Source organism: Vasconcelosia minhoensis LEGE 07310, from assembly GCF_015207255.1.
GTDB classification, from domain to species: Bacteria; Cyanobacteriota; Cyanobacteriia; order Phormidesmidales; family Phormidesmidaceae; genus Vasconcelosia; species Vasconcelosia minhoensis.
The window spans coordinates 17,773-35,931 of record NZ_JADEXG010000005.1 but is presented as its reverse complement, the minus strand read 5'-3'; the positions used below and the strand labels follow the sequence as shown (position 1 = coordinate 35,931).

Below are 18,159 nucleotides of genomic sequence, written 5' to 3'. Positions count from 1 at the left end.
TAATTACACATTTTTTACAAAGGAGAGCCTGATGTCATGCCGAGCCTGTCGAGGCATCTATCCCAGAAGCGTCAGTGATTGAGAGATTCCACCCTGCGGGAAGCCGCAAGCGTCTACGCTATGCTCGGAATGACAATTTCTTCTATGTAAATTTTAATGCTCAGGTACTTATCGTAGGTAGTCAGAATAACAATTCGGGCATCGGGAAAATCCTGGCGGATCGTCGCGATCGCGTCCACGCCATTCATGTCACCCAGGCGTAAATCCATCAGCGTTACGTCGGGCCGATGCTGGTGAAACTGCGCGATCGCCTCCGCCCCGCTGCTCGCCTCCGCTGCCGTCTCCATGCCAGGCTCATACTTAACCATCAGCATCAGGCCTTTGCGAACAATAGGATGGTCAGCGACGACTTGATTACGTTGGCAATCGACTCCTGACCGATCCGCAGCAGATTTTTGCCAATTAGGGGAGTCAGCGATCGCGGTCTGTTAGAGGCTGAGGTGACCCAGCGAACGATAGAACTCCGCTCTGCCCAGGCAAAGCTAATTGAGCATGAACGCCTTGCGGCAATTGGCGAATTAGCCACGATGATCGTCCACGAAATTCGCAACCCTCTGACGACCGTTCAGCTAGGCTTGGACTATTTCAAGAAGCTCGATCTGCCCCAATCGGCCCGGGTTCGCTTAGCCCTGGCAGCAGATGAAGCTAGGCGACTCACCCATCTTTTACAAGAGATTCTGTCCTACTCCAAGCCTCAAATGCTGAAGCTGTCTAAAATTGAAGTTGATTCTTTAATCCAGGAGCTGCTGGTACCCCTGCAAGCGGCTCCCGCTGCCCAAAGGAGGCAAATTGAATACGTCCCTGCGCCCTCACCGATGCAGATTTTGGGCGATCGAGACAAACTCAAGCAGGTGTTCATCAACCTGATTCGCAATGCCTGTGAGGCGGTCGAACCCGGAGAGACGATTCTATGGTCGGTTGCAGACGGTTAAGTCGGACAGATTTCCATCTCCGTTCAGAACGGCGGTGCTCCCATTCCAGCCGATGTTTTGCCGCAGCTGACGCAGCCTTTCTACACGACCAAGGCAGCCGGAACCGGGATGGGGTTGGCCATCGTCAAACGCATTGTCGAAGCTCACAGCGGAGAGCTGCTGATTGAATCTGCTGAGCAGGGGACTTGCTTTACCGTCTGGCTGCCGCTTAAGTCGCCGCTGCTGATTTGATCACAGGGCGGGTTGGTAGAGCGGGTTGGCTATTTCCAGAACCACATCCTAGAAGCGATCGCCAATGCTAAAGGTGAATTGAGACTCGCCTTCATCGCTGATGCCAAATTCTGCTCTGAACACGCCTACCGAAGTCACCGCCCGGATGCCCAGCCCATAGCCGAAACCCTCCCCAGGCTTATCCCGAGCCTCGGCGGGCTCGCCAATCACGTCGTCTCCGGTTCCTAGGTCGGTGGCATAGTCAAAAAACAGCGTTCCACCGACGTCAACGTCTTGACGCAGGGCGTTAAAAGAGAATGCGGGAAAGCGATATTCGGCGGTGGCCTGGAGATAGCTTTTCCCGGTGCCTAACTCACCCAGGCTGTAGCCCCGCACCGAGCTGGAGCCGCCCAGGCTAAAGGATTCGTAGGGCGGGGCATCGCCGATGATAGTTCCCCCCTGAAGATTGAGCGCCAGCGTGCGAGGCCCCGCTGTGAACCCAAACAGATCGAGGGGAATATAGTGGGAATAGTTTGCGCTGAGGCGATTAAAGAGAATATCGGCATCGCCGATGGGGATAGACTGATCCATGCCAAACAGCAGCCTAAAGCCCTGAGTCGGCAGCTGCGGGTCGTTACGGCGATCAAAATTGCCGCTGAAATTCACCGTCAGCAGGTCATCCTGGCCGCTGTCACTCACCGTTAGCGCATTGCCGAGTTCATCGCTAGGAACAATATCAGAGGTAAAAACATCGTCGCGGACCGACACCCGCTGATAGGAAACGCCCAATGCCGCTTCTAAGTCGGGGGCTAGGGGGCGAAAATATTCAGCGCCACCGCCCAACCGATGCACCCAGGGGTCGTCACCGCCGGGCGTATCTACCTCAACTTCGCCGCCGTCGAACTCAGGCTCCACGCCTCGCCGATTTTCAAAGTTAACACCATAGCCCGAACCGTTGTCGTAGAACTGTCGAAAGTCTAGCTCGGCTCCCAAAGCATTTGCGCCACCAACCGCTCCCAGGGTCAGCCGCTGATTGTTGCCCCCCAGATGGTCAAACCCGGCGTAGGCCCGAATCGCAATTCCTCGGGCCCGATTGGAGGCAGTCCGGACGGTAGAGGGCCGGACGGGGCCTGGCAAAGCCGTGGGCCGGGGCAGATTGCCAAAGCCATAGAAGAAGGCATTCGGCTTGTCCACGGTGACTACCATCACCACCTGGTCGGGCTCAGCCGCCGGTTCAAGCGTCAGCGTTGCCTGGCCTGATGTCGATAACGCTGTAGCTTGCGCCAGGTCGGCTTGCGCCTTGGCTGGACCGTAGACGTCTCCAGGCTGGAGGTTAAACAGCTGGACAATGCCAGCGTGGGGCTTTCCGCCCTTAGTCACCCGATCGTCACTGCCATCGCGAACGTGAATAGCCGCAATCACCGCGCCACGGCTTGATGGCCCCCTCAGGCCAGTCTGTAATCTGGCTGACGATGATTCTACTTCCCCAGGGCCTGACTGGATTGAAATAGCGGGCTCTGGCTCCAGCAGCGCTTGGGCACCGGGCAGCTGGGCCTCGGCGGCCTGTCCCCAGCTCGCGATCGCAGCGAATGAAGCACCCAACGCCGCGCATCCGCCGAACCGTCGCCAGCGCCAGGGTGAGGGTAAGTTTTGAGCCATAGGTAGCATTGCCGAGCTCAGGACCTGACGGATAGAAGGTGCTGACGGGGAGGCAGTCTGTCGGGGCAGTGGGGCTGCCTCAAATTATGCCGCATTCGCCGAATTAGAGCCACCCTCAGGGCATTCCTTCGCACCGCGACTTGATCACATAGATGCGGTCGGCATGGCGAATGGTGCTGAGCCGATGGGCAACGACGCGAAAAGGGTAGGCGCGATCGCGTCTCACTCTCTGCAAGTCTGCTTTACTCCCCGAGCTTTGAAGCCACCCATAATTACAGCTAGCTTATAGTGTTGGCCGCATCAGCGCTAAAGCCAACCTCAGTGCCGAGCAGACCGCTATGCTCGGTTTGGGCCAGGCCAGTAAATACCTGGCTGGAGGTTGACCCAAGACTAGAGCGACCTGCCACAGTGCTTTCTGTTGGGATAAATTCAATCCGGTCAAACCGGGCAGCTTCCCCGTGATGTCGCATTGCTTCAATTTTGAATCGATCGCTCGGGTGGAGGACTATGTCCTGATGGGTAAGTACCTATGCAATGAAAATTGCACAACATTCTGATAATATCGATGACATATCAAGGGCTATTACTTTTCTGTTGTGTAATTTATTTTGAATGACTACTCAACGCGGCTGGTCAAGATTTTAGCGCTCGCAAAGTCAGCAGGCAGGTTTTTATCAAACTTAAAGGACTGCTTTTCTCCACCGACGGTAACTGACGCAGATGCAGCACCGTCATTTTCATCAAAGTAGTGAACCTTCACGCTGTAAGCCCCTGTTTTACCCTGAAACAATGCCTCAGCCGTTCCCTTTAGCATGTTCTCTACAGAGATAAATTTACCCTTAGAAGCTGTAGAATATTGCCCCGTTTGGGTAACATAGCCACCGCCTAGGTTAGGCTTTCAGCCTCATAGCTGATGAAGCTGACAAGGGGTTGAACTGGGGCGATCGCGGCAGGTCGGCGCTGGCATCGGCGACCCCGGTCCCTGTGGCAAAATTCTGGTGCGGGGTGAGCCGGGGTGGGAAATTATTCCCGAACTGGCGCCGCTGCCGGGAGAAACGGTGATTGACAAGCCGGGTAAAGGTGCTTTTTATGCCACCGACCTAGACCTGCTGCTGCGCCGTAAGCAAATTCAAAACCTGGTTCTGACCGGCATCACCACCGATGTCTGCGTCCATACCACGAAGCGCGAAGCCAACGATCGCGGCTACGAATGCCTAGTTCTTTCTGACTGCGCCGGCGCGGCTGACTAAGGCAACTATCAGGCCGCGCTGAAGATGATCACGATGCGGGACGGCGTTTTTGGCGCGATCGCAGAATCAGCCGACTTTATTGAGGCAATTCAGGCTTAGCTCTGGATATTGCTGCTGCGCCAGCTCCGACTCCCGTTTCTGCTGACCGCCGTCCGCCCCAGCTCGATATGGTAGACATGACCAAGCGGTTTGGTTGCCTGTTCTCGATGAGCCCACTTCTGTGCTAGCGCCGGGAGAAGCGGATGAGGTGCGGGGATTGCTGAAAGCTGAGGCAAAGCAGGTGAAGCTGAGTATCTTGCTAATTACCCATAAGTTTCGCGAGGTTCAGGCGTTTGCGGACGAGGTGACCATTCTACGTAAGGGCCAGCGAGCAGGGAAGGGTTCAGGATCTTTCAAATCAGGTCCTGGCCGAGATGATGCTAGGTCAGGCCCGCCCGCCTCAAACCGTGGATAAACTAATCGACCTGGCCTCTCATCCGGTGCTCAGCGTTAAAAATTTGCGGGTCCAGCGAAATGACGGGACCGCTCCACCATCAGTCAGCGGATGGCCGGCCAGTTAGAAACCCACTAGCCTATGCCTTAGATTGCCGCCCTCCCCTATCCCTACGAGTTCCCCGAAGAGCCTCACATGGCGATGCTGATTATTGACATGCAGCGAGACTTTTTAGAGCCTGGCGGCTTTGGCGAGGCCCTTAGCAATGATGTGTCCCGGCTGCAGGCAATAGTGCCGACGGTGCAGCGTTTGCAGCAGGCGTTTCGAGATCGCAACCTACCGATTATCCAAACTGTCGAAGGCCATCAGCCGAATTTGTCAGACTGTCATCCGGCAAAGCGCGATCGCGGTCGGGGACAGCTGAGGATTGGGGACTCAGGACCGATGGGGCGAATTCTGGTGCTGGACGAACCCGGTAACAAGATTGTGCCCGAGCTTGCACCCCACATGAGTGAAACGGTCATTCGTAAACCCGGCAAAGGGGCTTTTTATAAAACCGAGCTGCAGATTATCCTGCAAGCCAACGCAATTACGCACCTCATTATCACCGGCGTCACCACGGAAGTCTGCGTGCAGTCTACGCTGCGGGAGGCCAACGACCGGGGCTGCCGCTGCCTGCTAATCGAAGACGCCACTGACAGCTACTTTCCTGAATTCAAGCAGGCGACTCTGGCGATGGTGCGATCGCAGGATGCGCTACTCGGCTGGACGGCCACGGCTGACCAAGTTTTAGCCGGGCTGTCCGAAGTTAAAACGGCACCGTTTTCGGCAACGTAATGAGCCGGGAGCGATCGCTCCCGGCTCATTACGTTGCTACCCTTCAGCCTACGTCATTAGGCTTGGAGAAAATTTGTACATCACAACAGACTCACGGTGTCGGTAGAAACTGACGCAATGCCAGCCTCAGTCCCTTTGTAATCAAGTAAACCGCTATACGCAGTTTTATCCAAGCCTGAGAACAGAGCCTGGTTAGACGTTGAACCCAAACTTGAGCGACCTGCCACAATGCTATCTACTGGACGACCCACTGGAATAAACTCGATGCGGTCAAATCGAACATATTCACCTCTGTTCTTCGTTCCTTTAAGCTCAAAACGGTCACCTGGATTGAGGACTAAGTCCTGATGAGTGACGCGACTAGTCAAAGCTTTAGAACTCGCATAGTTAGCAGGTAAATCTTTGTCGAGCAGGAAAGACTTTGTGTTGTCTGCTACTGTAACTGAAGCAGATGAGACTCCATCATTCTCATCAAAGTAATGAACTTTTACATCGTAGATACCTGCATCTCCTTGAAAGAACCCAGCAGCAGCTCCATTATTTCCTTTCCTCAAAGCAATGAACTGGCCATTGGATGCTTTGGAACCTCGGTGAGATTCAATTACATAGCCACCGCTGAGTGTTAAGCCTTCAGCTTCGTAGCTCACAGGAGAAAGCAATGATTGAGCTAACACTGGAGCAGACCTAGCTGATTCTGGTGTCAGTTTGATAACTGTGACAGTGTCTTTAATACTTAGCTTTAGCTGATTATCTGCGATCGCGCCTGCCGAAGTCTTCACGCTACCTTGTGAATCGAATTGATACAGCGTTGCCTGTTGAATATCCTGCAGGGATAGCGTTACTGCCTGATCTGTTACTTTCAGATACTGTTGATTGCTGGCATCCCAGCCCAACTCAGCCTGCCACAGGGCCAGATAGAAATCGCCATTGCTCTTTTGAAGTAGCGTATGCTCAATACCTTCTATTTCGCCCTCTAGGGCAAAGGTTAGTTTCTCCGAGGTAAAATTTAGGTTGGGATCGGGGTCTTCGAGGAGGGAAATCAGATTTTTAAGAGCGATAAAGCTTGGCTTTGGTGAGCCATCATTTCGTAATAGACCAAGATTTTGGTCTCGCACTTTAGGATTCGTTCCAATGTCAATCAGCTCATAGGCTATGGTTCGAACAATGCCTTCATTGAACTGATTTAAAAACAGACGAGGGATATACTTCGCCGTTACATCCTCGGGAATGCCTTGACTTCCACTAGCCGATGGTAGACTGTTGTCCCAACCCGTCTCTGTGGTCATGACAGCCTTGTTCCCACTCACCTTTTCAGCCTCAGAAAGGCTCCATTCGACGCTTCCATAGCCCTTTATACTTGAAGCCCAGCCATCAGTATCAGGATTATAACTACTGAAGTAGTTGTGGAGATTTCCATAGTCTAACCATTGCGAGAGATCACCAACCTTGTTAATTCCATTATTTAGAACGGTCACTGATGGCCCAATTACTGGAATATGGCTTAGTAGCGGATCGCTTTTGACCTTTTGGTATAGCTGCTTTTGTCCACTGCGTGTGTCTTCTACCCATGTAGAAACGTTTTGCAATTCAGGCTCATTAGTACCCTCAAAAGCAGCTATTGCGCCATTGCTCCACTGATATACTTCGTCTAATAGGTCGTAGTTTGTCGGCTCACCCCAACTTGTCTTCAGGGCTGGGGCAATAAAAGTGAACTGAATATCTTGATTAGCTAGATCGCGTACGCGCCGATAGTAAAAGGTGTTTTGACTGATCCCATCATAGGTCATTGCTCCATCACGGACATGGCGAACACCGAGCTCAATCAACCTGGGCTTAATGATATCGTCGTACTTTTTGCTATAGACTTTATCTTGGTAATGTAGGTGGATATTAACACCAATTGAGTCGATAAAATTGTTGGCTTTTTTTGCCTTTTTAGATGAGAGAGTCGTTGAAATGCTCATGGTCTTGCATCCGTTATCGTTGTGTTTCGCTGAGAAAAATAATCCAAGTGCTGTAATGCGAAAGTTTATTGCTTCTGTATTTTAGGTTTAAGACACAGCTGGTTTTTAACTTCAAAAGAGCATCCAATAGCTGCTTGATCTATTCAGCTAAAGTCTTAGAGTTATTGAACACTGAGTCCCTCTGAGCCCCTAGATGCTTTTAGTAAATTAGTCCGAAGGACAGAGCATTTACAGTCGCAGACAATAATATTTGTAGCACTGAAGACTTTAGGAGGCTAACGGAAAATTTACGTAAAGTTTATGTGAGTCGTTTCCGCATATCAAATTAGATGTAGATATCTACACGGAGTAACGGAGTTGAAGTTGCTCACGACCAATCGTTTCACCATTTTCGTCTGCTGCTAGAGATGGCCAGACTTATTCCGGCGGCGATAGTAGAGCATGCTGATCGTTGATGTAAAAGGATGCTGACAGTGAGCACAATTGTATCGCTAGTTACCTTGGCTAGTTCAAACGTGACTGTGGGGCAGAGAATGACCTCAGAAGGGTCAATTCATAGCTTTCGGCACTTGTGGTACCTTTTGTATGACGCATCCCACGCTTACTGGTTTCACGTTCCTGTTCACTTCGACCCGTCATCATCTTTATCGGCTCTACATACTCCCTATAAGCGCAATAGAATCATGCCACCATGCCACTCTCCGTCGAATCAATATTTTTTCTACCAGCAGGGAAAAAGGCCGATTCCGTGGAATTCTCTAGACGCCACCAAAAGTAAATCGCCAAGCTGTGTTTATTATGGCAGAGTGCTTGAGGCAATGGAGAAAGAGCTAAAGCTTAAGGGACTCGTTTTTTATATCACCACAGATGTAAATCAGTTGCCATCGTACGGGGAAAACGTGGTTGCAATTGTACTTGACGATGAGTGGAGTCGTATTCCACGATACTTCGATAAGGTAAAAGCTATATTTAAATGCTATGGTGTCAGTCCTATGCTTGGATGTAATCTCTTATTCAATCCTTCTTATTTAAATCTCCTGACAACGCTACGATTTATAAAGATATGTATAATCGGCCTTCCGGGATTATTAAAATACAGATTCTCTCGTTTTAGAAGTGCGGTAACAAAGGCCAAATCCGGCCCCATTTATGACATTCCACTAGGCTACTATAAGCAGATCGAACTACCCATCCGCGATATCAGCAAGCGCATCTATGATATTTCTTTCGACGGTAGCCTTGTCAATCACACGTACTCAATAAGGTCGTTTAAATACTGGCTTCAGGATCCTAAAATTATTTCGCGAAAAAAAATGTTAGAAAGTGTCCAGAAACTAATGATTACGAACCCCAGCCTTAATATTAAGCTCACTATAACAAATGGATTTCACACGACCAACAATACGGACTCAAAGAGGTATTCAGAAGACATGATGAATACAAAGATTTGCCTGATTCCCCGAGGTGCTACATTCGAGACATATCGATTTTTTGAAGCTTTAAGATATGGATGTATCGTTGTGACAGAGGCTTTACCATCTAGATGGTTTTATGATGGGTCTCCAGTTATCCATATCAAGCAATGGGGTGAGCTTGGAAGGCTATTGGAAAAGATTGAGGACGAGACCTTTCTACAAGAAATGCACCAGAAATCAGTAGACTGGTGGGATGAAAAATGTTCAGAAAGCGCTGTAGGTAAATTTATTGCCAGCAAGCTAAATCCATAATTATTCATGGCAAAAGCCAGCTTTGCGTTTAGGCTCCGTCCTCAGGATACAAAAGGTGGCTGATCAAATCGATGGGGCGGACGGCTCTAGTTTTGGCCAGCCTCTCCACAAAACCCCTATACCTGTGGCAAGTAGTAGTCCTGCGACGGTCGCACCACACCATACAGGCACTCCAATGGCAGGCAGTATCCACCACCACACGGGTAAAATTTGCATTAATGTGACAGAATCACTTCCTGCCAAAAAAACTTTCACGTCGGTTACCATGGCTTCACTAATTTGACGAAATGTCGCTGCCCAGACGTTGGACAAGGGAGCATCGGCTATGTTAGTCCAGAGACTCAGTTGCCAGACCTGATGACCTGTGGCTTCAAGCTCCCAGTAATACCGCTGGTAAAATGAAACCAATGTTGGAGCATTAACTATAAATCCTACAATACATAGAGCAACAAGCCATTTGCGACTTCTGTAGTCAATCAGCCCAGTCAGGGCAAGAAGCAGGGGGAGCAGGGGCACTAGAAACCGGGGTCCCCAGTCCCAACCGCAACAATGCCAGAATGAATGTAGCATTAAAAAGCCTAATCCTATCTCTGCCAGTACGGCAGCTTCTAATGGTTTGCTTTTTGATGCTTTGAAAAATCCGACGACAGCCATTGCTACAGGTGGGCAATACCAGATCAAGCCGCCACCCATGCCAAATCCAAACAGAAATCCAAGCAGACGCTGGGGCATCTCGAAGGCACTCAGTCCTACGGATAAGGGCTGCCCTGTTATTAACGGATTGCCAAACCTTAGGTAGTTATAGGTCAGGTATAAAAGGATTCCTAAAGCGGGAAATATGATAGGTCCTAAGATAGCAGAAATTTGGTACCGTTTTGATAAAAAGTAGATAGATATGATTGGGCCAACGATGATTCCTGCTGGTTTGGCCAAAATAGAAAGCATCGCCAGCAAGCTACAGCCTATCCAACTCCGGGATTCATCAAAGGCCAAATAAACACAGGCAATGATTAGAAACGCCAGCAGCGGTTCGGAAAATAATGTCTGAGCATAGGTTAAGGCTATAGTTCCAAACGCAAAACCAAGAGCTGCAACATAGGCTCCTTGCTTAGTACTGCCGAGCTTCAGGGCCAATAAAGCAACCAAAACCGTTGTAGAGGCTGTGAGTAAAACCGTTGAGCTAACTGCAAAAATACCCGTTGTAGAAATCCACGGCAAGCCTAGCCACGAACTGATAAGGATCCCGATTGCTACAAAAGGAGCAACTAGAATGGGCAGTAATAGATATCGAATTGAATAGCTTTGTCCATCAGGCCCCAACATTCCACCAGACCCTGGCGGTAGGCTGAAGCTTTGGTCAGTGACCAGCGAATAGGAAACCTTGAGGACCTCGTTACCATCAAGGTCCCATATTAAAGGTTTTAAAAAAGCTAGATGCATCAAAGTAACGCCTATACCAAGAGCTAGAAGCATTTTTGGCAGGGTAGAATAGTCTTTCCGACAGATTGGGTAAAACTCTAGTTGAGGCATTGTAGATAACCGTTGATAGTTTCCATACAATCTAAGACCTTATTTGATATAGAAGAGTTTCAATTTTCTCATTAGTATTCGCTAGATTGAATCTCTGCTGAGCTTGTAAGTACCCTTTTTGGGCGATTGCCCTTGCTATCTCAGGCTGAGTGTAGACCGTAGTAATGATGTCAGCGAGTTTTGGGACATCGCTGGGGGGAGTAAGCCAACCAGTACGGCCCTGCTCGATGAGTTCTACGGCACCGCCAGCACCAGCAGCAACGACTGGTCGATTGCACAGCATAGCCTCAACGATAACGCGACCAAAGGGTTCAGGGGCAGTAGAGGTATGCGCAATCAGGTCGCAGGCTTTCATGAGGGCAGGTACGTCAGAGCGAAAACCCAAGAAGTGGACTCGGTGCTGTAGATTCAGGTTCTTGACGAGGCAGTGCAGATAAGTAGCATAGTCATCTTCGCCAAACAGAGCATCGCCAACAATAAGGGCAACCGCTTTTTCAGAGCAATGTGCTAAAGCCTTAATCAGAATGTGCTGTCCCTTCCAGGGAGCGAGGCGGCTGAAGTGTCCGATGACAAATTTATCGTTTAGAACAAAGCTGTTGCAGATGACAGATTGCTGGGGAGCACTAATCTGATAGGATTCTAGCCGGAAACCATTATAGACAATCTGGATAGTATCGGCACGTCCTCCAGCGGCAATAAAAGCATCCCGACTAGCCTGAGAGTTGGCAATGATTAGTGCAGCCCGGTTAGCAAGTGTGATGATGATGCGGCGGTTAGTAGAGCTGAAATGATCGGGGGAGACGATGTCGTGAAGATGATAAACGAGGGGGCGACCGTTGACAAAGCTGGCAATAGCGCCCACAACCAGGGCCTTTTGGGTATTGGCGTAGACCAGGTCGAAGCCTTTGCTGAGCTGGGTAACCGCCGTTATTAGGGGAATTAGCCGATTGAGACTTTTGAATACTGCCAATAAACCGCTGGCTTTTTGAACATTTAAGGTTTGGTCAGCCAGGATTTTAACGGGAATATTGAGCTGGCGCAGGTAGTCAGGGAAAGGGCCTTTAGAAAAGACTCCTACCAGGCTTGTTTGTCTGAAATGTTGGGTAATGTCAGCTAAGCAAAGTTCAGCACCCCCAAGCTTTCCACTCTGATCCAGAAACAAGATCTTCATGTTTTTGTCGTATAAGATGTTCTCTCAATATTGAACAAGCAGTTTATTCATGCCTAGTTCCTCAATTTACCTCAGCTGAGACAGGCTAACAAAATCAGCATCTTGGTTTAGAAAAATTGCCTGTATTCTTATTAGTTCACTTGCCTTAGTTCATGGTACACATTTAGGGTCTCAGTAGAGGTACGAGAAACGTTGAGCCAGTCCAAGTTTTGTTGGGCCTGGGTTCTCCAATAATTTAGTTTGTTGGAATTTTCGAGTAGCTCTACAATAGCAGTAGCCAGGGCTGAACTGTTTGCTGGCGGAACTAACAGTCCCGCTCTTCCGTGCTCTAAGACTTCAGGAATTCCATCTACATTGCTCGCTATAATTGCACAACCTGATTCTCGAGCTTCTGAAATAACAAGTCCAAAAGGTTCACGATGAGAAGCTAGAACGAACACATCTGAAGATAGCAAATAAGCCCGAGGGTCCGGCTGAAAACCTTCAAAATGGATACGGTTAGCCACGCGGGTCTGACGGGCCTGCTTCTGAAATTTTTTTTGATCGGGGCCATGACCAACAAGATAAAGATGAGCCTCTGGGAAATCTAAAGCAATGAGCTCAAAAGCTTCAATGAGCTCAGCAATTCCCTTACGTAAATTCATGCCTGCTACAGTTGTGATAGCAGGACGATGTAGTAAAGCAGGCTTACATTCTTTCAGTAAGCCTAACCGAGGGCTTTGGATCGTGCCGTTGGTTACAACTCGCAACTTGTGTGCAGGCATCCTACGGTTCTGCATTGACTCAGCTACGGCCTGACTCACAGCAATAACGCGGTCGGCCAGCCTCATCAGCTTAGCATTCTCCTGAAACTCGTTGTGAACCGTTGCGACTAAGCCGTATTGGCTCCAAAGTTTCAAGCCACGAGCCAATATGACTCCTGTCATCATATGGGCATGTACAATGTCCGGCTGCACCTGTCGAACAATAGTCCGATACTGCACAGCTGCACGAGCCAAATTAGGCCAGGTTCGGGTTTGATTTAGCAAAAAATGCTCAACCTCGTATTGAGTCAATAGGGTTTCATATTCGCCACCGCCAGACACAATACTCACCTGATGCCCGGCTTGAGCTTGAAGGCAAGCTAGATCTACTGCGACATTGACAATACCATTGCCTACTTTTCGGATATGGTTAAGAATGTGTAGGACTCGCACTATACAGCTCCAGCGGTTGGATGTTGAATTGACCGTAAATTATTCAACACCTCAAGATACTGGTGAACGATGCAATCGATGGTGAAGGACTGCGATCGCTGCTTAAGCAGGTCAGGATCTAGTGGTTGATTGAGGGTCTTCACGATGGCATCGGCCATTGCCTTACAATCACCAACTGGGACAAGCGTACCATACTGGCCATTGTCTAGAATTTCAGCCGGGCCGCTCTCACAATCAGTAGATACAACCGGTGTCCCGGTCGCGATCGCTTCCGCTACCACGTTACCAAATCCCTCATATATAGAGGATAAAACAAAAACATTGGCTTTTGCCATGTAAGCATAGGGGTTTTCGACAAATCCCAGAAACTCGATGTCGTCTTTTAGCTTAAATTTATCAATCAGTAACTCCAAATCGGGTTTGACCTGAGGCTCACGCGGGTCAACGTCACCCAAAATCATCAACCGTGCTGGATGACGACGACGAACGAGGGCAAAAGCCTCTATTAGAGTGGTAAAGTCCTTTTGCTTAACAATCCGGCCAACTCCCAGCAAGACTGGAGGTTGACCTGGTGAGAACCAAGGGTGAACCACATTTTCCTGGGCTTTTTGATTAAAATCTGGTGTAACTACAGGATTATGTATTATATTCATCTGCTGCATTGAAATTCTGGCATTTTTCTCCAGATCGTGAGCGATTCCCGCTGAGGCCGTAACAATGGCGTCGGCCCAGGGATAGAAATGTTGCACCGCAGACCACTTGAACTTTCGCATCAGCGTACTATGGCGATCATTAAACTGCTGGGAAAGGTTTGTCTGCACACACATAATGATTTGTGTACTTGTATCTTCACCTGCCAGACGTCTTGCCCAGGTTGCAGCGCTGAGAATATCCAGAGTTGATATTAAGAACGCTGGCTGTTCCCTTTTTAAATACTGCTTCAAGGCTAGCGTCTTAGATAAGATGATAGGAGGTTTTGCATCTAAGTTAACCAGCCGTATAGTTTCTGGAATCTTTGAGAGATAGGCCCCTTGGGCCTGTGCGACAACAAGATCTACTTTAAATCCACGATTGGCAAACCCTTCAGCAAGATGCAGCATGACTCTCTCAGCCCCTCCCCCGTCAAGGTTAGGAATAAACAAACTAATATATCGATTGTGCATGGGTCTACTCCTTAGGTGGACATTACGAATTCTATGCTGTTAAATTACGACACTCGTTGTTAGTAATAATTGGTAGGGATATCTGACGGATTACATCTGGGATAAACGATTACTATTTCAACTTGTTGATGGCGACAGCTCGAGTATAAGTGGCGCATCGCTCACCTCTAGGTCAATCGATGTAGGATTGGTATATTCAGCCTCAGGCGTAGTTGATTGCAGAGGATAGTAGAGTTTTCCATGCCTGATAGTCGAGGCTAGATTTACTGTGACAGGCTGAGCCGTCACTAAGATATCGCGTTTGCTTGACAAATTGAAACTTCGAACTTCTTGCCAAAGAATCAAATAAAAATTTCCATTATGCTTCTGTAGTAGAGTATGGTGAACATCTGAATTTCCTCCAGATATCGAATAGCTGAGTGCGCTTGGAGAAAATTCACCTTCTACGTCATCTCGAATAAGCGCAATAAAGTTCTTGAGGGCAATAAATGCTGGTTTAGGAGAGCCGTCCCAGCGCAACAGGCCAAAATTACCTTCCATACCGCTGTTTTGGTATCTATTAATTAGCTCGTTGATATAGGCTCTCCGAATTCCTCGGTTAAAATATTCTAAAAATAACCGGGGAACATATTTTCCAGCAGCATCCTCTGAAACACCCGGTTGTCCGTAGGTGCTAGAAATTGCATTGTGCCATCCAGACTCTGTTGCAATCACAGGTTTGGCAGGACATATTAGTTTTGCCGACGGAATCCAGTGCTGCTCCAGGTCTGTCCCGGGTGGATTTCCTCCGGCATAGCTATGCATTGCACCATAGTCACAGTCTACCTCACCTAGCTGGTTTGCATTATTCCAGTAGGCTACTGTCGGACTGAGAACATCAAGCTCCGCCGTTGCTAAATCCCCTTTGATTGAGTCATAGAGTTCAGCTTGAAAAATCCGAACCCCTTCTGGGAAAGGCCGCTCTTTATAAGTTAGGTCATCCCAAACATCCCATTCATTGGGACCTTCAACAGCTTCAACCGAAGTTGGCATGGCTTTAGCAATATCAACAGCGAGCGATGCTTTCGGCTGGTCCCTAGGATCCATAACCAGAGTAGATTTGATGCCCACAGATGCCAGTCCGATAAACTTTTGCTGCGTTGCCGTATCTTCTATCGTTACACCATCTCGAATGTGGCGAATGCCCAATTCTTGCAGTCTTGGCTTGATGACATTATTGTAATTCTTGTAGGCACTGTTCCTATAGTTGAGATGAACTACCACGCCAGCTGAATCAACAAATGAATTGGCACTTTTAGCGGGCTCTGTCAAAAATTTTGATTGACTAGGTAAAGAAGCATTACAGGCAAACAGTACAGTTATCAAAAGCATTAGTAAAAACTTATAACGTTGAATCCAAGTAGCTAAAACTGTTTGCATAGGACTAGAACCGTGAGGCTGTCTTGATGCGATACGTTGATTGTTGGCAACTTAACTTAGGTGCATATTTGGTCTAATTAGACATTTGACAATTCCAAAATTTAAGATTGGGAATGAAGGGTTTTTATTTGAGTATTGTAGCGTGATGCAGCCAAAGCAATTCCTAAAAAACCCCAGAGTACCATGCCGACTGCGCCAAGCATGGCTACATTAAGGCCAATCTGAGCGAATATTCCAAAAGCAATTGCACGAGCTGCGCTGGTAAATTTATCAAAGCCGGCTTCAGCACTCTGAAAAAGCTTCGAGAAAATAAGAAAAATCCCCGTGATATACGGAATGGTTCCTATCCAGCCCAGAGAAAACAGCAGCGTTAAAACTCCGCTGTCTCGGCTCCCTAAGCTATCGCTTTCTACTTCAGCGCCCAAACCCTGGCCAATGAACTCTGTGGTTGCTTCTTCGAGCAATTGATTATATCCCTCTAAGCGAGCTTGATAGCTGTTGTCCTCGCGGGTCTGCGAAAGTGACTCCAAACGGGGTGCGATTTCGCTTGCTAGCGGCTCCATTGAGGCCAGGGGTACAACTAGCAAGGCCATAATCATCAGGGTTATGAGTAATCGGATCTGTAAATGTGACTTAAGTGAGGGAATATAAATCAGCAGTCCGACCATCCAACTCAGCCATCCTGAGCGCGCTAGCGATAGCAGGAAAGCGAGATACCCGACCCCAGTTGCGATGAACTTCAAGCTTCCTCGATTGCTCAGCAGCAGAATGAGTCCCGCCATCATCACTGCAGCAAAGGGCTGGGGAGAATTCATTGTGCTCCATACCCGAATACCTAATGGCTCTGGATCGCCGAATACGGGGGTATCCACGTTGATTAGCCAGAAGCGATCCCACTCTGGAGAAGTGAGGTACTGCCATACGCCGTATGCTCCCATGACCAGTACGCCCCAGAGAAATGTGCGCTGAATGTTTTGACGGTAGGCCGGATACAGATGCCAGTTGACAAACAGATGAAAACCAAACACCAGTGGGGGCAACCAGTTCAACAATGCAACGATACTCCCAGCTAATGAGTTCTGAACCAATCCAAGCAAAAATCCGTAGAAGACGCTGGCAAAGCAAAGGGTAAACGGTAGTCCCCCATGGCGATGGGCATTGGGAAGAAAACGGAGCAATGTTATGGAAGAGACCATAGTGACTAGCGGCGGCGCCAGCAGCACAATGCTGGGATTTTGCCAGCCGCTCTGGTAGTCAATCAGCCGTCGAACCCAGGGAGACAAAAACCACAGCCACCAGGTAAAGCCTACATAAAGGACGGGTTGACGGCTGTAGAGAACAGTGCCAATCAATAATGCCCCTGAGGGAAACAGAATACGCAGGGGAGCAGAAACTCCGACTAATATGCAGAGGGCACATAGCAGCCCAAAACCCAAAATCAAGCTCCATTCTAGAGCAGGCTGAAGTTGGATAGGCAGTATAAACTTCGGGCGTATGCGCTCTCTGTTGTTCACAATTTTACAGATGGGTAGGTAAACCGCTTTAAGATAGGTTTTGAGCAATCATGGCTGAGAGCCTTGGTGCTGCTGATTTTCCATTGATAACTCCGATGCTACAGCTAGATGAGCTAGTGAGTTGCGGGAATTAAAGGCGGCTTTAGTACAGAGTTTTTCCTCCGAGCAGACGGTATCTCAGGAAAATTAGAACCTCGATAGGTAGCTTCAACAGGGGCAGATGAATAGCTGAGAGCTTAAGCAGCAGGTGTAGGCAGTTACCATGAAGCAGCAGGTGCTTGTCATAGCCAATGGCTTGAAACATTAAGGTGTTGGCCCGCTCGTAGGCATTTGAAGAGTAGGCGCGCCAAGCAGCGTGAAGATGGGCTCTGGCGTAGCAGCGGCTTTTGAGATGACTAGATTGGGGTGGGGGCGATTTAAAGGCCTTGTCAAGGATTTGGCAAAAGCTTTTGAGCTGCCCTTCATAATTTTTGGATTTATTGAAGGGATGAAGGCGATAATAGGTTAGGGGTTCGTGGATGACTGCAAAGGCATATTTGCGGGCGATGCGAATCCACATGTCCCAGTCTTCAGCATATTTGAGGCTCAGGTCAAAATACCCGACTTCCTTAAAGCATTCCCGTCTGACCATAGGAGTGCTGCCGCACCGAAGCGGGTTGTAGACGACGACCTGGGTCCAGATATGACCTTCGCCTGCAGTCTTCATGACGCGATCGCTCAGGCTGCCGTCAGGATTTGCATAGGTAATCCAAGTGTGGACTAAGCCCACCTCGGGCTGATGATCGAGACGCTGGACCTGCTTAGCAAGCTTTGTAGGAGCCCAAAAGTCGTCAGCATCAAGGAAGGCAACATAGTCACCCTGAGCATTTTTGACACCCGTGTTGCGGGCAGCCCCGGCTCCCTGATTGGGTTGAGAGATGAGCTTGAAGCGAGGGTCGTGGAGTCGTGAGGCCCAGACGGCGGTATTATCTGAGCTGCCGTCATCAACGATGAGGACTTCAAAGTCTGTGAAGGTCTGCTGAAGTAAGCTATTTACCGCTTGAGGTAGATAGGACATAGCATTATAGGCCGGGATGACGACTGAGACCTTCATT

General features: G+C 48.9%; 16 protein-coding genes and 1 pseudogene. 5 read left to right on the top strand and 12 right to left on the bottom strand.

Going from position 1 to position 18,159, the window contains the following annotated elements; all coding sequences use genetic code 11:
* Nucleotides 1-113: 113 nt before the first annotated feature.
* Nucleotides 114-479 (bottom strand): response regulator, encoded by a 366-nt coding sequence (locus tag IQ241_RS03375; protein ID WP_322743567.1) that lies wholly within the window; start codon nt 477-479, stop codon nt 114-116.
* Here IQ241_RS03375 and IQ241_RS03370 point away from each other — a divergent pair.
* Together IQ241_RS03370 and IQ241_RS25360 are read left to right on the top strand one after the other, a co-directional pair.
* Nucleotides 456-992 carry a histidine kinase dimerization/phospho-acceptor domain-containing protein gene (locus IQ241_RS03370; protein ID WP_228021339.1) on the top strand — a complete coding sequence of 179 codons (537 nt, stop codon included), beginning with the start codon at nt 456-458 and terminating at the stop codon, nt 990-992. The two genes, IQ241_RS03375 and IQ241_RS03370, sit on opposite strands and share 24 nt — an antisense overlap.
* A 9-nt stretch (nt 993-1,001) precedes the next feature.
* Nucleotides 1,002-1,223, top strand: a complete 222-nt coding sequence (locus tag IQ241_RS25360; protein WP_322743566.1) for a HAMP domain-containing sensor histidine kinase — start codon at nt 1,002-1,004, stop codon at nt 1,221-1,223.
* A gap of 48 nt (nt 1,224-1,271) precedes the next feature.
* On the opposite strand, the gene IQ241_RS03365 is transcribed toward IQ241_RS25360, so the two are convergent.
* From IQ241_RS03365 to IQ241_RS03355, 3 genes are all read right to left on the bottom strand, one after another.
* Nucleotides 1,272-2,861 carry a BamA/TamA family outer membrane protein gene (locus IQ241_RS03365; protein WP_228021337.1) on the bottom strand — a complete coding sequence of 530 codons (1,590 nt, stop codon included), beginning with the start codon at nt 2,859-2,861 and terminating at the stop codon, nt 1,272-1,274.
* Between the two features lie 278 nt (nt 2,862-3,139).
* Nucleotides 3,140-3,331: a hypothetical protein gene (locus IQ241_RS03360; RefSeq protein WP_193905005.1), complete on the bottom strand. Its 192-nt coding sequence runs from the start codon at nt 3,329-3,331 to the stop codon at nt 3,140-3,142.
* Between the two features lie 146 nt (nt 3,332-3,477).
* Entirely contained in the window at nt 3,478-3,675 is a 198-nt protein-coding gene (locus IQ241_RS03355; protein ID WP_193905004.1) for a hypothetical protein, read from the bottom strand.
* A gap of 127 nt (nt 3,676-3,802) precedes the next feature.
* Between IQ241_RS03355 and IQ241_RS03350 the strand changes: the two are divergent.
* Both IQ241_RS03350 and IQ241_RS03345 read left to right on the top strand, forming a co-directional pair.
* Nucleotides 3,803-4,210: pseudogene (locus IQ241_RS03350) on the top strand (cysteine hydrolase family protein); the annotation flags it as partial.
* 529 nt (nt 4,211-4,739) lie between these two features.
* Nucleotides 4,740-5,381, top strand: a complete 642-nt coding sequence (locus tag IQ241_RS03345; RefSeq protein ID WP_193905003.1) for a cysteine hydrolase family protein — start codon at nt 4,740-4,742, stop codon at nt 5,379-5,381.
* Between the two features lie 80 nt (nt 5,382-5,461).
* Here IQ241_RS03345 and IQ241_RS03340 read toward each other — a convergent pair whose 3' ends face one another.
* Nucleotides 5,462-7,345 carry a hypothetical protein gene (locus IQ241_RS03340; protein WP_193905002.1) on the bottom strand — a complete coding sequence of 628 codons (1,884 nt, stop codon included), beginning with the start codon at nt 7,343-7,345 and terminating at the stop codon, nt 5,462-5,464.
* A gap of 818 nt (nt 7,346-8,163) precedes the next feature.
* Between IQ241_RS03340 and IQ241_RS03335 the strand changes: the two genes are divergently transcribed.
* A complete protein-coding gene (locus IQ241_RS03335; RefSeq protein ID WP_193905001.1) occupies nt 8,164-9,072 on the top strand; it encodes a glycosyltransferase family 1 protein in 909 nt (302 codons plus the stop codon).
* A 63-nt stretch (nt 9,073-9,135) separates the two neighbouring features.
* Here IQ241_RS03335 and IQ241_RS03330 read toward each other — a convergent pair whose 3' ends face one another.
* The 7 genes from IQ241_RS03330 to IQ241_RS03300 form a co-directional block, all read right to left on the bottom strand.
* Complete coding sequence (locus IQ241_RS03330) at nt 9,136-10,602, bottom strand: hypothetical protein (RefSeq protein WP_193905000.1); 1,467 nt, start codon at nt 10,600-10,602, stop codon at nt 9,136-9,138.
* 31 nt (nt 10,603-10,633) lie between these two features.
* Nucleotides 10,634-11,773 carry a glycosyltransferase gene (locus IQ241_RS03325; protein ID WP_193904999.1) on the bottom strand — a complete coding sequence of 380 codons (1,140 nt, stop codon included), beginning with the start codon at nt 11,771-11,773 and terminating at the stop codon, nt 10,634-10,636.
* 131 nt (nt 11,774-11,904) lie between these two features.
* Entirely contained in the window at nt 11,905-12,969 is a 1,065-nt protein-coding gene (locus IQ241_RS26120; protein ID WP_193904998.1) for a glycosyltransferase family 4 protein, read from the bottom strand.
* Complete coding sequence (locus tag IQ241_RS03315; RefSeq protein ID WP_193904997.1) at nt 12,969-14,132, bottom strand: glycosyltransferase; 1,164 nt, start codon at nt 14,130-14,132, stop codon at nt 12,969-12,971. The genes IQ241_RS26120 and IQ241_RS03315 overlap by 1 nt, the downstream gene beginning before the upstream one ends.
* Before the next feature lie 117 nt (nt 14,133-14,249).
* Nucleotides 14,250-15,551, bottom strand: coding sequence for a hypothetical protein (locus IQ241_RS03310; RefSeq protein WP_193904996.1), 1,302 nt, complete (start codon nt 15,549-15,551; stop codon nt 14,250-14,252).
* Between the two features lie 101 nt (nt 15,552-15,652).
* Nucleotides 15,653-17,113, bottom strand: a complete 1,461-nt coding sequence (locus IQ241_RS03305) for an O-antigen ligase domain-containing protein (protein WP_228021336.1) — start codon at nt 17,111-17,113, stop codon at nt 15,653-15,655.
* Nucleotides 17,114-17,207: 94 nt separating this feature from the next.
* On the bottom strand, nt 17,208-18,158 hold the full coding sequence (locus IQ241_RS03300) for a glycosyltransferase family 2 protein (protein ID WP_228021335.1): 951 nt from the start codon (nt 18,156-18,158) through the stop codon (nt 17,208-17,210).
* Nucleotide 18,159: the final 1 nt, after the last annotated feature.

Bases quoted from the DNA above. Each gene is read 5' to 3' on its own strand.
- IQ241_RS03355 (WP_193905004.1), bottom strand. From the start codon at position 3,675: ATGCTAAAGGGAACGGCTGAGGCATTGTTTCAGGGTAAAACAGGGGCT.
- IQ241_RS03365 (WP_228021337.1), bottom strand. From the start codon at position 2,861: ATGGCTCAAAACTTACCCTCACCCTGGCGCTGGCGACGGTTCGGCGGA.
- IQ241_RS03315 (WP_193904997.1), bottom strand. From the start codon at position 14,132: ATGCACAATCGATATATTAGTTTGTTTATTCCTAACCTTGACGGGGGA.
- IQ241_RS03300 (WP_228021335.1), bottom strand. From the start codon at position 18,158: ATGAAGGTCTCAGTCGTCATCCCGGCCTATAATGCTATGTCCTATCTA.
- IQ241_RS03325 (WP_193904999.1), bottom strand. From the start codon at position 11,773: ATGAAGATCTTGTTTCTGGATCAGAGTGGAAAGCTTGGGGGTGCTGAA.
- IQ241_RS03310 (WP_193904996.1), bottom strand. From the start codon at position 15,551: ATGCAAACAGTTTTAGCTACTTGGATTCAACGTTATAAGTTTTTACTA.
- IQ241_RS03360 (WP_193905005.1), bottom strand. From the start codon at position 3,331: ATGCGACATCACGGGGAAGCTGCCCGGTTTGACCGGATTGAATTTATC.
- IQ241_RS03340 (WP_193905002.1), bottom strand. From the start codon at position 7,345: ATGAGCATTTCAACGACTCTCTCATCTAAAAAGGCAAAAAAAGCCAAC.
- IQ241_RS03345 (WP_193905003.1), top strand. From the start codon at position 4,740: ATGGCGATGCTGATTATTGACATGCAGCGAGACTTTTTAGAGCCTGGC.
- IQ241_RS03330 (WP_193905000.1), bottom strand. From the start codon at position 10,602: ATGCCTCAACTAGAGTTTTACCCAATCTGTCGGAAAGACTATTCTACC.
- IQ241_RS03335 (WP_193905001.1), top strand. From the start codon at position 8,164: ATGGAGAAAGAGCTAAAGCTTAAGGGACTCGTTTTTTATATCACCACA.